Source organism: Ideonella sp., from assembly GCF_036277275.1.
In the GTDB taxonomy this organism is placed as follows: domain Bacteria; phylum Pseudomonadota; class Gammaproteobacteria; order Burkholderiales; family Burkholderiaceae_C; genus Ideonella.
In genome coordinates this window covers 1-14,622 of record NZ_DASUNH010000139.1, presented here as the reverse complement: position 1 = coordinate 14,622, position 14,622 = coordinate 1, and the positions used below count along the sequence as shown (strand labels likewise).

General features: G+C 67.3%; 12 protein-coding genes. 6 read left to right on the top strand and 6 right to left on the bottom strand.

Features of this window, described 5'->3' with window-relative positions:
• Positions 1 to 39: 39 nt before the first annotated feature.
• Entirely contained in the window at positions 40 to 1,101 is a 1,062-nt protein-coding gene (locus tag VFY73_RS24265) for a CDP-glycerol glycerophosphotransferase family protein (RefSeq protein WP_329723688.1), read from the top strand.
• 159 nt (positions 1,102 to 1,260) lie between these two features.
• Here the strand turns inward: VFY73_RS24265 and VFY73_RS24260 are convergent, their stop codons facing one another.
• From VFY73_RS24260 to VFY73_RS24250, 3 genes are all read right to left on the bottom strand, one after another.
• On the bottom strand, positions 1,261 to 1,644 hold the full coding sequence (locus VFY73_RS24260; RefSeq protein WP_329723686.1) for an adenylyltransferase/cytidyltransferase family protein: 384 nt from the start codon (positions 1,642 to 1,644) through the stop codon (positions 1,261 to 1,263).
• 163 nt (positions 1,645 to 1,807) lie between these two features.
• On the bottom strand, positions 1,808 to 2,647 hold the full coding sequence (locus VFY73_RS24255) for a hypothetical protein (protein ID WP_329723684.1): 840 nt from the start codon (positions 2,645 to 2,647) through the stop codon (positions 1,808 to 1,810).
• A 38-nt stretch (positions 2,648 to 2,685) separates the two neighbouring features.
• Positions 2,686 to 3,909: a hypothetical protein gene (locus tag VFY73_RS24250; protein ID WP_329723682.1), complete on the bottom strand. Its 1,224-nt coding sequence runs from the start codon at positions 3,907 to 3,909 to the stop codon at positions 2,686 to 2,688.
• On the opposite strand from VFY73_RS24250, the gene VFY73_RS24245 reads away from it, so the two are divergent.
• The 4 genes from VFY73_RS24245 to VFY73_RS24230 all read left to right on the top strand — a co-directional run bounded on the left by VFY73_RS24245 (position 3,880) and on the right by VFY73_RS24230 (position 9,628).
• On the top strand, positions 3,880 to 4,617 hold the full coding sequence (locus VFY73_RS24245) for a hypothetical protein (RefSeq protein WP_329723680.1): 738 nt from the start codon (positions 3,880 to 3,882) through the stop codon (positions 4,615 to 4,617). The genes VFY73_RS24250 and VFY73_RS24245 overlap by 30 nt on opposite strands.
• A gap of 237 nt (positions 4,618 to 4,854) precedes the next feature.
• Positions 4,855 to 7,527, top strand: coding sequence for an aminopeptidase N (gene pepN / locus VFY73_RS24240; protein ID WP_329723677.1), 2,673 nt, complete (start codon positions 4,855 to 4,857; stop codon positions 7,525 to 7,527).
• Positions 7,528 to 7,602: 75 nt separating this feature from the next.
• Complete coding sequence (locus VFY73_RS24235; RefSeq protein ID WP_329723676.1) at positions 7,603 to 8,574, top strand: hypothetical protein; 972 nt, start codon at positions 7,603 to 7,605, stop codon at positions 8,572 to 8,574.
• 40 nt (positions 8,575 to 8,614) lie between these two features.
• Positions 8,615 to 9,628 (top strand): class 1 fructose-bisphosphatase, encoded by a 1,014-nt coding sequence (locus tag VFY73_RS24230; RefSeq protein WP_329723674.1) that lies wholly within the window; start codon positions 8,615 to 8,617, stop codon positions 9,626 to 9,628.
• A 109-nt stretch (positions 9,629 to 9,737) separates the two neighbouring features.
• Here the strand turns inward: VFY73_RS24230 and VFY73_RS24225 are convergent, their stop codons facing one another.
• The 3 genes from VFY73_RS24225 to VFY73_RS24215 all read right to left on the bottom strand — a co-directional run bounded on the left by VFY73_RS24225 (position 9,738) and on the right by VFY73_RS24215 (position 13,650).
• A complete protein-coding gene (locus VFY73_RS24225; protein WP_329723672.1) occupies positions 9,738 to 10,424 on the bottom strand; it encodes a DUF3047 domain-containing protein in 687 nt (228 codons plus the stop codon).
• Between the two features lie 128 nt (positions 10,425 to 10,552).
• Positions 10,553 to 11,881: an HlyD family type I secretion periplasmic adaptor subunit gene (locus VFY73_RS24220; RefSeq protein WP_329723670.1), complete on the bottom strand. Its 1,329-nt coding sequence runs from the start codon at positions 11,879 to 11,881 to the stop codon at positions 10,553 to 10,555.
• A complete protein-coding gene (locus tag VFY73_RS24215; protein WP_329723668.1) occupies positions 11,878 to 13,650 on the bottom strand; it encodes a type I secretion system permease/ATPase in 1,773 nt (590 codons plus the stop codon). The genes VFY73_RS24220 and VFY73_RS24215 overlap by 4 nt, the downstream gene beginning before the upstream one ends.
• A gap of 255 nt (positions 13,651 to 13,905) precedes the next feature.
• Here VFY73_RS24215 and VFY73_RS24210 point away from each other — a divergent pair.
• Positions 13,906 to 14,622 (top strand): hypothetical protein (locus tag VFY73_RS24210; protein ID WP_329723666.1); only part of this gene is annotated, 717 nt, incomplete at its 3' end.

The following is a 14,622-nucleotide window of genomic DNA, read 5'->3' as shown; positions in this document are numbered from 1 at the left end:
AAGGGCCGCTTTTCATGGAAGCTCTGAATCGCCGCCCCGATGCACGTCGCCTTCTTTGCCGAACAGCTCTACTACCTGCCGCAATTTGCACCCGTGGTGCGCGCGCTGATCGCGCGTGGGCACCGCGTGACCACGCTGCTGCGGGTGGACGAGAAGCTGCGCGATGTGCCGTTGACGGTCGACTTGCCGAAGGGTGATTCGCACACGCTGCAGCGTGTCGACAGCCCCGCCCAGGCCTACGCCGCCCTGCGCAGCCTGGCGCCGGACTGGGCGGTGTTCGGCAGCTTCCTGGCCGAGGGCGAAACACTCGCGCCGAACACCCGCACTGCGCTGGTCTACCACGGCATCGGCGTCAAGAACGTGCTGTTCGACCCGCGCTTGAACCGCTTCGACCTGCGCTGCGTCGAATCGCAACGCGTGCTGGACGAGTTGGTCACGCGCCAGCCCGGCGTGCGCGACCGTCTGGCGCTGGTCGGCTTCGCCAAGCTCGATCCGCTGCTCCCGGTGCAGCCCACCGCCCTTTCGGGCAGCGCCGCACCGGTACTGCTGTACGCACCGACCTTCTACCCCTCGTCGCTCGAGCTGATGCCCGAGGACCTGCAACGCCTGGTGCCCGGCGCGCACTGGATCGTCAAGCCGCACTTCTTCTCGTGGGTGGTGCCGCAATACGCCAAGCAGCGTGAACGCATGAAGCGCTGGGCCGACGCCGGCATCGAGGTGCTGGGACCCGAGCACTACGACCTGGTGCCGCTGATGGCGCGCGCCGATGTGCTGGTCAGCGATGCGTCGAGTGCGCTGTTCGAGTTCGCCGCACTCAACAAGCCCGTCGTCTGGTGCCGCTTCCTGAAGCTGCGCTGGAGCTACCGCGGTGTCTTCGCCTGGCGCTACAAGCAGCGCATCGACCCGAACACGCCGCGCTACGAAGCGGTGGCGTACGGCGCCGACAAGCCAGCAGGGTTGGCCGGCGTGCTGCAGCAGGCACTGGCCGACCGGCGCAGCGGCAAACCGCCATCGGCAGAGCGTGAAGCGCTGATCGAACACCTGATCGGGCCGCGCGACGGGCTGACCTCGCAGCGCATCGTCGACGCGCTGGAGAAATAGGCCCCCACAGGCCCTTCCGGGCCTTGCCCCCGAGGGGGCTCGCGCAGCGGACCGGCAGAGCCGGATCCGCGCACGCCACTTGATCGGCGGCAACGCTGCGCGCGCCTGAACAAGATGCGCCGTTCGGGCTGAGCTTGTCGAAGCGCAGGCCTCAGCAGGTCACGTCGCCTGACGGATCACCTCGATGATCTCCGTCGTCGAGATCGACGGCGTGCGCGGCAGATAGACCACCTCGCAGATCGACTTGAACTCGTCGAAGCGGCCGGCCCAGTCGTCGCCCATCACCAGCACCGACGCCCGGTGCTCACGCAGGTAGTCGCCCTTCTTCTCCAGCGACTCCTCGATGAAGACCTCGTCGACACAGCGCAGCGCGCTGATGATGTGCACGCGGTCCTTCTGGCTGTAGATCGGGCGCCGGCCTTTCTTCGAGAAATTCAGCTCGTCGGACGACACACCGACGATCAGTTGATCCCCCAGCGCCCGCGCGCGTTCGAGGATCAGCACATGGCCGACGTGCAGCACGTCGAAGGTTCCGAAGGTCACTACTCGACGCACTTGAACCTCACATGGTCGCCATCAAAGGCATCACAAACGACGAAGACAGCACAAGCGTGTTCCGAACCAAGGGACTTGCGCGGATCCGGGTCCGCCGGTCCGCTGCAAGGGCCCCCGCGGGGGGCAGCGACTGGAAAGGCGCGTGGGGGCTTCATGTCTGGCGGTAGTCGCCGTCGAGGTTGTTGAACTGGTGCTTGCTGCAGTGTTCCAGGAATGCCGCATCAGCGGCGTGCAACTCCGCCGGCACCTTGTTCGAATCACTCTCGCGACGCTCGGCCTGCCAGCCGAAGGACGGGCGCACATAGCGGTTGGCGACAGCGAAGTCGATCGCGTCCTGGCTGACCTCGCCGGCGTCCAGGCCGCTGTAGAGCGCCTCGAACCACAGCCCTTCATGCGGGTGACCGCGCGCGATCCACGGTTGTGTCGAGCGGCGCGTGTAGTGCACCAGGCAGGTCGCCGGCTCGTGGTGATCCAGCGCGTTCCAGTGGCGCGGCATCGAGCCCTTGAGCCACACCGTCTTCAACTTCATCAGCCGGTGGTAGTCGTAGCGGCCCGCGTCCAGGTCGTCGGCAATGCGCTGCGGCTCCCAGGCTTGCAGCTTGTCGCAGCGCAGCAGCATCACGCTGGACGCGTGGCTGCCGGTGCGGCCGTCCGGGCCCTTCTCGGTGCGCCGCATGATGCGAGCGCCGAAGTGCATCCGCAGGTCGTTCAGCGCCGCGATGTCGCGCAAGACGACCTGGTCGGAGTCGCAGTAGATCGCCCGGCCACGCCAGCCGGCCAGCATCGGCACGGCAAAGCGCTGGAACGAGAACGGCGTCACCGGCCGGTTCTCGGGTTTCTTCGGCACCGGCAGGCCGGGCGCGGTCAACTCGCCGATCGAGCGCACCTCGACCGGCCGCGAGGCATGGCGCTTGATCGACCAGCGCAGGACTTCGAACATCAGCCGGTGCGAATGCACTGCGCCGACAAACACGCGAATGGGTTCGGTCATCGTGGGGATTTTGTCAGGGGCCAGCAAATGCGGGCTGCTCAGGCCACTTGCACTGCGTCAAAGACCTGGACACCGGCCGCATCGTAAACGCGCTGCGCGCCGGCTTCGAAGGCGCTCACGGTGGCCACCGCGCTGGGCAGACGGAACACGCGCAAGCCGTGGCCGAGCAACGACAGACTCAGCAACGCGGTGGTCAGCGTGCCCACGACCACTGTCTTGTCCAGCATGGGCGCCAGCACCTCGGCCGGTAGCCGCGCTGGCACTTCGATGCAGGGGGCTTCGGGCAAGCCCAGTTGCTGATGCGCGGGCTGGGCCGCGTTGGGATGCGATTTCAGTGCCACGGTCTGGCCGCGCTCTGTATGGCTGCGCACCAGCCGGGCCAGTTGTTCTTTCAAGGCGGGGTCGGACTGAAGAAACCGCGGGTGCGGCAACAGCATCAGCAGGCCGAGACCCGCGCAACCGGCGGCGTCGAAACCGGCGAGGGCCGCGGCCCTGATGCAGGTCCGTCGCACGACATCGGTCGCAAACCACTCGGGTTGCAGCGCCCGCACCGACTTGCCGGCGAGCCCGGCATGCACCTGGCCGGGCAGCAGCACAAACCCGGACTGCACCGCCTTTGAGCCACCCACCAGCGCCGGCCGCTCCACCGGCAAGCCGTACTTCAGGCTGCGCCGCCAGTTCGTCAGGACTTCGAGCCAAGGTGCCGTCGCATGTTGATGCGGCAGGTAGCTGTACAGGCCATCGTCAATGTAGAGCCGGCTCGCCTGCGGGCAACCGCGCAGCGCCGCGTAGAACTCGAGCCGGTGATCCATGCCGACGGCGATGGTCGCGGGTGCAATCCGCGCCGCCTCTGCGCTCATCTCATGCAATTTCGCGCGCGCCGAGGCAATACCGCGCAGCGCCGCACAACGGGCGACCTTCACATCGATGGCGGTGGACTGCTCCAGTGCCTCGGCGAGGTAGTCGCGCGCACCGGGGGGCTGGTCGATCAGCCACAGGTGCTTCGGCGCTTGCCGCATCGGCCCGGCCATCAAGCCCAGCGCGAAAAAAGTATGCAGCGGCGTGGACGCCAGGAACAGGCAAGCGCCGCTGCCCGTCTCACTGCCATCCATCACAATCGCTACAGAAGCCGGGTTTGGCGCCGCCATCACCCGAGGAGTATGCATGAGGAACATTCCATGAGCGGTCAGCCGCTGCCCATCGTGTGCATGGCCTTTGGCGAGCCGCACCCGATGACCGACACCTACATCGAGCGCCTGCACGGCATGCTCAAGCGGCATTGCCATCGGCCATTCGAACTGCATTGCTTCACCGACTCGCCGCGCCCGCTGCCGGCCGGCGTGATCCGGCATGACTGTTCGGGCTGGACCGAGCTGGACCGTCCCGGCATGCGCGGCACGACCCGCAAGCTGGGCCTGTTCAACCCCGACTACCTGCCCTTCGAAGAGTTCCTCTACCTCGACCTGAGCCTGGTCATCCGGCGCGACATGGAAGAGATGCTGTCGTTCGCCTTTGGCCACCCGGCCGACCTGGTGATCGTGCCGAACTGGCACTACGAAGGCTTCAACTCGTCGGTGATGCGCATTCGCCGCGGCGGCCTGCGCAAGGTCTATGACGCCTTCGTCGCCGGCGAAACCTACAAACAGAAAGTGCTGGGCGACCAGGAATTCACCCAGAACGTGGTCCACGCCCACGGCCTACGCGACCGCGTGGCGTTGTTCCCGGTGGAACAAATCGTCAGCTTCAAGAAGACCGTGCGCCTGGGGCGACACAACGCGGCCCAGGGCCGGGCCCGCATTGCCGGTGCCACGATCGTCAAGTTCCACGGCGACCCGAAGATGCACGAAGCCTTTGGCTTCTGGTACCGGATGACCCGTGTGCGCCTGAAGGAGCTGGTGCGCGGCCACCTGTCGCCGGTGATCCCGATCGACGAGCTGCGGCGGCAATGGACGGGTGAAACCCCGCCTTGAGCGCCGCGCCATTGGTGGAAGCCCCGCCCAGCGAGCGAATTTCTCGTCACTTGGCTCGTTTGCGGGCCGACGACCTCGCCGGTTTCTGAACCCGGCCAGCCGGTAAACTGCCGGGTTGGGCCTACCCGGCCTCAGCCACGGCTGCGTGGCGCTTTGCGCCAGGCCGTACCGCGCGCACCGTGACGCGGTTGCGCCGCCGCTGCATCACTCCCGCGACCCACAACGTCAAGACACACCATGCGCGAAGGCACCGCCCCCCTCATTCGCCGCGAAGACTACCTCGCGCCGGCCTACTGGATCCGCAACGTCGATCTGACGCTGGACCTGGACGCCGCGAAGACGATCGTCGCCAGCAGGCTCACGATCGAGCGCAACAGCGCCCAGCCGGTGCAGCCGTTGCGCCTGCACGGCGAAGAGCTGAACCTGCTGCGCGTGCTGGTCGACGGGCAGAGCGTCTCGTTCCGCCATGAAGACGACATGCTGGTGATCGACGCGCCGGCGGCGGACCAGTTCGTGCTGGAGATGCGCAACACGATCGCGCCGGAAAAGAACACCCAGCTGAGTGGTCTGTACGCCTCGGGCGGCGGCCTGTACACCCAGTGCGAGGCCGAGGGTTTCCGCCGCATCACATATTTCCTCGACCGGCCCGATGTGATGGCCATTTACAGCGTCACGCTGCGGGGCGACAAGAAGAAGTACCCGGTGCTGCTGAGCAACGGCAACCTGGTCGAACAGGGCGAGCTGGACGGTGGCCGCCACTTCGCCAAATGGCACGACCCGTTCCCGAAGCCCAGCTACCTGTTCGCGTTGGTCGCGGCCGACCTGGTGGCCCGCGAACAATGGGTGCGCACCCGGGCTGGCCGGGACCACCTGCTGCAGATCTTCGTCAAGCGCGGTGACCTGGACAAGACCGAGCACGCGATGAACTCGCTGATCGCGTCCGTCGTGTGGGACGAAGCCCGCTTCAACTTGGCCCTGGACCTCGAGCGCTTCATGATCGTCGCGGTCGACGACTTCAACATGGGCGCGATGGAGAACAAGGGCCTGAACCTGTTCAACACCAAGTTCGTGCTGGCCAGCGCCGCCACCGCCACCGACACCGACTTCGACGGCATCGAAAGCGTGGTCGGCCACGAGTACTTCCACAACTGGACCGGCAACCGCATCACCTGCCGCGACTGGTTTCAGCTGTCGTTGAAAGAAGGCCTGACCGTCTTCCGCGACCAGGAATTCTCGATGGACATGGCCGGCAGCGCGTCGGCCCGCGCGGTGTGCCGCATCGCCGACGTGCTGCGCCTGCGCGAGTCGCAGTTCCCCGAAGACGCCGGCCCGATGGCCCATCCGGTGCGGCCCGACGCCTACCAGGCGATCGACAACTTCTACACCTCGACCGTCTACGAGAAGGGTGCCGAGGTCGTGCGCATGATGCACACCCTCGTCGGCCGTGAAGGTTTTGCCGAGGGCATGGCGCTGTACTTCCAGCGCCATGACGGGCAGGCCGTGACCTGCGACGACTTCGCCCAGGCGATCGCCGACGCGAACCCTGGCAGCGCGCTGACGCAGAACCTGGATCTGTTCAAGCGCTGGTACGCCCAGTCCGGCACGCCGCACCTGACCGCGCGTGGCCAGTTCGATGCCACCAGTGCCACCTACACGCTGGAGTTGTCGCAAACCAATCCGGCCTCGGCCGCGCAGCCGGCCAAGCAGCCGCAGCTGATCCCGGTCGCGATGGGCCTGGTCGGCCGCGCCGATGGCCGCGCATTGCCGCTGCAGCTCGAAGGCGAAACCGCAGCCGCCGGCACCGAGCGCGTGCTGGTGATGACCGAGGCCACGCAACGCTTCGTGTTCACCAACGTCACCGAAGACTGCGTGCCGTCGTTGCTGCGCGGCTTCTCGGCCCCGGTGCTGCTGGACGACGGCCTCAGCGACGCCGACCGCCTGGTGCTGCTGGCACACGACAGCGACGCGTTCAACCGCTGGGAAGCCGGCCAGAAGCTGGCACTGTCACGCTTGCTGGCCGCACTGCGCAGCGGAACGCTGGAGCTGGACGAGCCGTTCATCAATGCGATGCGCACCGTGTTGCGCGATGCCACGCTGGACCCGGCCTTCAAGGAGCTGGCGTTGGTGCCGCCGTCCGAAGGCTACATCGCCGAGCAGACGACCGAGGTCGACCCACAGCGTGTGCATGCGCTGCGCGAAGCGATGATCGACCAGTTGGCCGCGCGCCTGCACGACGACTGGACCTGGGCCTTTGGCGCCCATCAGGTGCGCGAGGGCTACCAACCGACCGCCGATCAAGCGGGCAAGCGCGCGCTTGCCAACCTGGCGCTCGCGATGCTGGTACGCCACGCCGTGGCCACCGGCGACACCATCTGGCCGGGCCGCGCGTACCAGCGCTTCAAAGACGCCAGCAACATGACCGATCGCCTCGGTGCGCTGCAGGCCCTGGTCTACGCCCACGCCGAGCTGGCCGCCCCGGCGCTCGAGCGTTTCCACACGCTGTTCCGCAACGATGCACTGGTGCTCGACAAGTGGTTCATGCTGCAAGCCCGCGCGCCCGAACGTGATGGCCGCGTCTTCGCGCAGATCAAGCAGTTGTTCAAGCACCCCGACTTCACGCTGCACAACCCGAACCGCGTGCGTTCGCTGCTGATGTCGCTGGCGTTTTACAACCCGGCTGCCTTCCACCGCGTCGATGCGGCCGGCTACGTGTTCTGGGCCGATCGTGTGGTGGAGCTGGACGCGATCAACCCGCAGATCGCGTCGCGAGTTGCCCGCGGCCTGGACCGTTGGCGCGCGCTGGCGGAGCCCTACCGCTCGGCCGCACGTGAAGCAATCGCCCGCGTCGCTGCCAAGACCGACCTGTCGGGCGACACCGCCGAGATCATCAACCGCGCGCTGCAGGACTGACAGCCGCAGTGGCCCACGCGTAAGAGCAAAACAGGCAGAGAGGAAACCGTTATGAGCGTATCCAGAAGACAGGCCGTGCTCGCACTCGCTTCGCCCCTTTTGCTGTCTGCCTGCGGCGGCGATAGCGACGCCACGACGGCTGACATCCAGTGGACCCAGGCGAAGCGCCAGTCCGACTCCAATGGGCTCGTATCCGTCTGCTATGGCAATTCGGTGTTCGTTGCGGTCGGGTCGGCCGACCCCACGCCGAACCAGGAGCTGCATCGAACCGTCTCGTACAGCCTGGACGGCCGGTCGTGGACAGCCGTTGCGATGAACGTCGGGGGACAAGACAGCGGCCGGATCATGGCTATCGCCTTCGGCAACGGTCGTTTCGTGGCCGTGTCAGAGACCGGCCGCATCTTCGGGAGTGTCGACGGTCAGACCTGGAGCCTTGTCGCCAGCCATCCGACGGCGAGCTTCTACACCGTCGCCTTTGGCAACGGCCGATTCGTGATTTCGGGCGATCTCCAAGACAACCTGATCGCGCACACCTGGCACAGCCTGGATGGCCTGGCTTGGTCCGAGCCGATCTCCAGCGGCGTTGGGTTCGCGTTGTCGCCAATGAAGTTTGTCAACGGCATCGTGTACGCGTTTTCGTTGACAAGCGGCGGCTGGCTGCTCTTGATGTCAACCGATTCGGGCGAGCACTGGAGCCAGGCCTATATCGAGGTCGACGGCAATATCGTCGATATCGCGGACATGACTTATGGCAACGGCATTTATGTCGCCGCGACCGCCGCCGGCGGCCTCATGACCAGCACCGACCGTATCCGCTGGACTGTGCGCCACCGGTTCGATCCGACCAACTACACCACCCTGACCTCCCTGGGAAGCACCTTCGTGCTGACCAACGGACAGTCGATCCTGAACAGCACCGACGCGCTGTCTTGGCAAGAGACGCGGGTCGGTCAGCGCGGCGACATTCTCAATTCGACGGCCTTCGACGGTCGACAGTTCGTCGCGGTGGGCTATCCGGGCGTGGTTGCGCTTGGAACGCCCGCCTGACCAGCCAGGCCCTCTGCCCCATCACTACCTGACCGCACCCATGAGTTCACGCATCAGCCTTACCCAGTACCTGGTCGAGCAGCAACGCGAGCACGGCCACATCCCGGCGCAGTTGCGCCTGCTGATCGAAGTGGTCGCGCGCGCCTGCAAGCGCATCGCGATCTCGGTCAACAAGGGCGCGCTCGGCGACGTGCTGGGCACCGCCGGTTCCGAGAACGTGCAGGGCGAAGTCCAGAAGAAGCTCGACGTGATCAGCAACGAGGTGCTGATCGAGGCCAACGAATGGGGCGGCCACCTGGCGGCGATGGCGTCGGAGGAGATGGACTCGATCCACGTCGTGCCGAACCGATATCCCCAGGGCGAGTACCTGCTGCTGTTCGACCCGCTCGACGGCTCGTCGAACATCGACGTCAACGTCTCGATCGGCACCATCTTCTCGGTGCTGCGCAAGGTCAACAACCAGCGCGGCATCAGTGAAGAGGACTTCCTGCAGCCGGGCAAGCAGCAAGCCGCGGCCGGCTACTGCGTCTACGGCCCGCAGACCACGCTGGTGCTGACCGTCGGCCGCGGTGTTGCGATGTTCACGCTCGACCGCGAGCAAGGCTCGTGGGTGCTGACCGAAGAAGACGTGCGGATCCCGGAAGACACCAAGGAGTTCGCGATCAACATGTCGAACCTGCGCCACTGGGACGCGCCGGTCAAGCGCTACATCGAAGAGTGCCTGGCCGGCAAGGAAGGGCCCCGGGGCAAGGACTTCAACATGCGCTGGGTCGCCTCGATGGTGGCCGACGTGCACCGCATCCTGACCCGCGGCGGCGTGTTCCTGTACCCGTGGGACAAGCGCGAGCCGGACAAGCCCGGCAAGCTGCGCCTGATGTACGAGGCCAACCCGATGTCCTTCCTGGTCGAGCAGGCGGGCGGCATTGCGACCAACGGCCGCCAACGGATCATGGATTTGGTGCCGACCAAGCTGCACGAGCGCGTCAGCGTGGTGCTGGGCTCGAAGAACGAGGTCCAGCGCGCGACGGACTACCACCTCGAAGCCGGCCAGTGATTCGGCAGCGGCCCGGACGAGGCCTGACTGCCCGAACTCGCCTGCCGGGCTGACCACCCGCGACCGCGGCGATCGGTTCAGCCGAACGCCGGTTCAGCGCGCGCTGCGCTCAACGCAACTCGACGGCGCCGTACCACGCCCGGGCACGTGAGCGGGTGTTGTCGCTGTCGGTCATCAAGGCCACCGTCAGCAACGGCCCAGGCTCTTCACCGAAGACGAGACGAAAGTCCGCCGCCACGTCGCGCCGATGCTCTCGCCAGCGGCGCAACTGGGCAGCGCCTGAATCGACCACGATCTTGCGGACACGGTCGCTGCGCGGATGCTTCAACACCGTGCCGACCGGCAACTTGGCATCCCAGACGTACACCAGGGTGGCATACGGCGGCTCCTCGCCGGTCAGCGTCTTGGCCAGATCGAACATCAGGCGCGTGCGCAGGGGCAGCGACGCCGTGTCGCCATCGAAGCCGAGCAGCACACGGGCCGGCGCATCGCCGAGGTCCGGGTCGGACAGGTCGGCGGTCGGGATCATGTCCTGCACCCACCAGGAAAACTGCAGTTCTCGAGCGTGCTTCAACTCCGGTGCCACGTGGCGGCGCCACAGGCTGGCCGAACGATCGGCCTGGGCGCTCACCGCTGCCCGCCCCTCCTTGACGGACCATTCGTAGTGCGTCGACAGCTTGCCCGGCAGCTTCATCGGTCGCCACGCGTTGGCCTCGGCCGGGGGCGCCGGTGGTGGGTTGGCGCAGCCGGCCAGGATGGCGGCCAGCGCGAGGGTCAAGGGCAACGAGGTACGCATGCGCATCGGTTCAAACAGCAACCGGAAAGGGCAGCCGGCAGTGTCCCGGCTGGCAGCGGCTCTTCGCCGGGCCGGCGGGGTCGCATCGCGTGCACAAGGTCACGAATCGCTCGCTGCGCTGCCAAGCGTTAACGTTCCGCCAGCACGCCATTCAGGCGTTTGGTCAGCGGATCCAGCAGGTAGCCGAGCATCGAGCGCTGGCCGGTCGCGATCATCACCTGCGCCGGCATGCCGGGCTGCAGCGGGGCGATGCCGGCCTCGCGCAAGGCTTGGGGCGTGACGGCCACCTTCACCAGGTACCAGCCTTCGGGGTTGTGCATGTCGGCGCTGCGGTCGGCGGCCACGTAGACCACGCGTCCCTCGGCCGGCTTGGTCAGGCTCTGGTCGCGCGACGTGAAGCGCACCTGGCTCTGCAGGCCGTTGACCAGCCCGTCGGCCAGGCGCACCGGCACCTGCGCCTCGACCAGCAGCGCCTCGTGACTGGGCACGAGGTCCATCAGTTTCTGGCCCGCAGTGGCGACGCCGCCTTCGGTGTGCACCGCCAGGTCGACCACCGTGCCGTCGACCGGCGCGGTCAGCGTGCAACGGGCCAACTCTTCCCGCAAGGCTGTGCGTTGTTCGCGCAGCTCGGCCAGGCGCGATTGCACGTCGCTCAGCTGCGTTTCGATGTCGCGCCGCAGCTCCGACCGGCGCTGTGCGCGCTTGGCCTGCGTCTCGGCCACGCTGCCTTCGACGCGCGACAAGGTGCCGATGTCCTGGCTGTACTGGCCCTGCACCGCCATCAGGTTGCGCTCGATCTCGAACAGGCGCGCCCGTGCCACATAGCCCTGCGCCTGCAGCTCGCGCCAGGTCTTCAGCTCTTCGTTCAGCGAACGGATCTGTTCCTCACGCGTGCTCGACTGCTCTTTCAGCCCACTGCCGTAGGCACGCAGCGAGTCGACGGCCACCTGCTGCGCCACGTCGTCTTGCGCCAGGGCTGCACGGCGGGCGTCGAACAGGCGCTGCTGCGCCTTGATCGCATCGGCCGCACCATCGGCCTTGCTGTCGCGCAGTTCGCTGGGAAATGCGACACGCGCCAGGCCATCACGCTCGGCCAGCAAACGGGCCTCTTGCGCCAATGCCGGCCACCAGCGCGCCTCGATCATGCCCAGGCGCGCCTTCGCGTCGGTGTCGTCCAGGCGCAGCAGCGGCTGGCCCTGGCGCACCGTGTCGCCATCGCGCACCAGGATCTCGCGCAGCGTGCCGCCGCGCGCATGCTGCACGCTGCGTCGGCTGCCCTCGGTCTTCACCACGCCTTCGGCGGGCACGCCTTCGGCCAGCGGCACCGCAGCCGACCACCACAGCGTGACGGCAACGCCGATCACCAGCGCGCCGAGGCCGAAGCGCAGCGGCCGCTGCAGGTCCAGCGGCACCGGCGGCGCCAGCTCGATCGTGTCCATCGTCTTGCCGGGGTTCATGCGCCGGCCTCCATCGTCTCGTGCTGGCCTGCCGGACGTGGCGCCGCAGCGGGTGCGGCGCTCGGTACGGCAAAGCGCGCCAGCACCTCTTGCTTGGCGCCGAAGGCCAAGGCGCTGCCTTCCTGCAGCACCAGCAGCTTGTCGGCCAGGCCCAGCACGCCGTTGCGCTGGGTGATCACGAAGACCGTCGCGCCGCGGGCCTTGCACCCGATCAGCGCGGCGTGCAGCGCGGCCTCGCCGTCGGCGTCGAGGTTGGCGTTCGGCTCATCGAGCACCAGCAGCCGCGGATCACCATAGAGCGCACGGGCCAGTGCGACACGCTGCTTCTGGCCGCCGGAGAGACCGGCGCCATCCGGCCCCAGTGGCGTGTCGTAGCCTTGGGGCAGCTTCAGCACCAGGTCGTGCACGCCGGCAGCGCGCGCAGCGGTGACCACCTTCTCGGCATCCACCTCGCCGAAGCGCGCGATGTTCTCGGCCACCGTGCCCTCGATCAAGTCGACCGTCTGTGGCAGGTAGCCGATGTGCGGCCCGAGCGCTTCGCGCGGCCACTGCGACAGCTCGGCGCCATCCAGCCGCACCTGGCCGGCAGCGGGTGCGTCCAGGCCAATCAAGAGTCGCCCGAGCGTCGACTTGCCCGAGCCGCTGTGGCCGATCACGCCAACAATGTCGCCCGGCATCGCCGAGCAATTGATGCCGACCAGCACCGGCCGCGCGCCACCGGGCGCCAGCGCCGAAGCCTGGTTGACGGTGATCTGGCCGGTCGGCGCCGGCAGCGCCATGCGGTCCGGCATCTGGCCGGCATCGATCAACAGCGCGTCCAGCCGGTCCCAGGCGCTGCGCACCTGCACGACCTGGCGCCACAGATTCAGCACTTGTTCGACCGGTGCCAGCGCACGGCCCACGATCAGCGACACCGCGAAGATGCCGCCGGCCGAGAGTTCGGCGTCGAGCACCAGCCACGCGCCCAGCGCGAAAACCAGCGACTGCAGCCCCATGCGCGCAAAGCGCGTGCCGGCGCCCAGCGTCTCGGCCGCCTGGCTGGCGCGCGACTGCCACCCGAGCATGGCCAGGTGGTGGCGCAGCCAGCGTTCCCGCATGGCCGGCTGCATGCCGAGCGCACGCACCACCTCTGCATGGCGTGCGGTTTCGGCCAGTGATTGCTGGGCGGCCAGGCCCTCGACACCTGCACGGACCAGGGGCGCAGCACTGCGCCACTCGCTGAGCCAGGTCAGCGCCAGCAGCGTCAACGTCGCCGCCACCACGTAGGCGCCGAGCCAGGGATGCAACAGCGTGGCGGCCAGCGCCATCAGCGGCAACCATGGCAAGTCGAACAAGGCGTGCAAGGCAGGGCCGGAAATGAACTGGCGCACCGTGTGCAGATCGGCCTGCGCGGCATTCGCGGCCACTGCGCCGGCGCCGGGTCGGCTCATCGCGGCATCGAACACCCGCTGGCGCAACTTCTCGTCGAGCCGCATTCCGGCCACAACCATCAACTCGCCGCGCGCCCAGTCGAGCGCTGCCAACAAAGCGTAGAGACCCAGTGCGATCGCGGTCAGCGCCAGCAGCGTGACGCCGTGACGGCTGGACAGCACGCGGTCGTAAATCTGCATCGAATAGACCGACGGCACCAGCAACAGGATGCTGGAGGCGCCGCTGAACATGGCACAGGCCGCGAGCGCCCGCTTCTCGCCCGCCAGGGCGCGGGCCATCGGGCCTTCGCGGCGGCGTGGCGCGTTGACGGGGCGGGCAGGCAATGCAGATGGGTTCATCGCGAATTCGGTCCATGGCCGAGCGCCCGCCGGGCACGGCGGGAGCCAATGCCGGGGAGGGTAGCCCTCCGGTAAACGCTTCAATCGAGAAATAAAGCCTGCGAATAGCCCTCACTGGCACTTCAAGCTCTACCGCGAGAAGCCGAAAACTCGACGACGACCTGAAGGAGGGGGCATGCGGCCATTGGCCGGTTCGCCAGCTTGTCGGGTCACCAGAACGTCAAAAACGTCACGCTTCCAGACTTCGGAGTTCTCATGATTGATTCGGTCGATATCAACGGTGTTGTCATCTCGGGCAACGTCAGCAGCATCGGCGGCACCACCTCGACGGCGGATGTGCTGACCCTGCTTGGCACCGGCGGCAGCATCGCGATCAGCGACATCGAATCCGTCCTGGGGTCCACCGGCACCGATGCGGTGACGCTGAACACCGCCAACAGCGGCACCGTATTCGTCTCCGATGTCGAGACCGTCGTCGGCTCCACCGGCACCGACGTGCTGTCGATGCTCACCAGCGGCACGATGTCGGTCAGCGGCGTCGAGAGCGTGCTGGGTACCACCGCGACGACCGATGTGCTGAACCTGCTGGCCGGCGGGGCGGTCTCGGTCAGCGACATCGACACCGTGTTGGGCTCGACCGACACGACCGACGCGATCACGATGCTGGCCACCGGCACGATGACCGTCTCGGCGGTCGAATCGGTGATCGGCTCGACCGACACGACCGACATCGTCAACATGCTCGGCGGCGGCTCGCTCAGCGTGTCGGCGGTCGAATCGCTGGTCGGCACGACCGCGGTCGAGGTGGTCACGCTGGCCAACGCCGGCGACTCGCTGTCGGTCTCGGCGATCGACACGATCATCGGCACCACCGACACGACCGAAGCGGTGACGCTGCTGGCCGCCGGCACCGTCTCCGTTTCGGCGATCGACTCGGTCACCGGCACCACCGGCACCGATGTGCTGAACCTG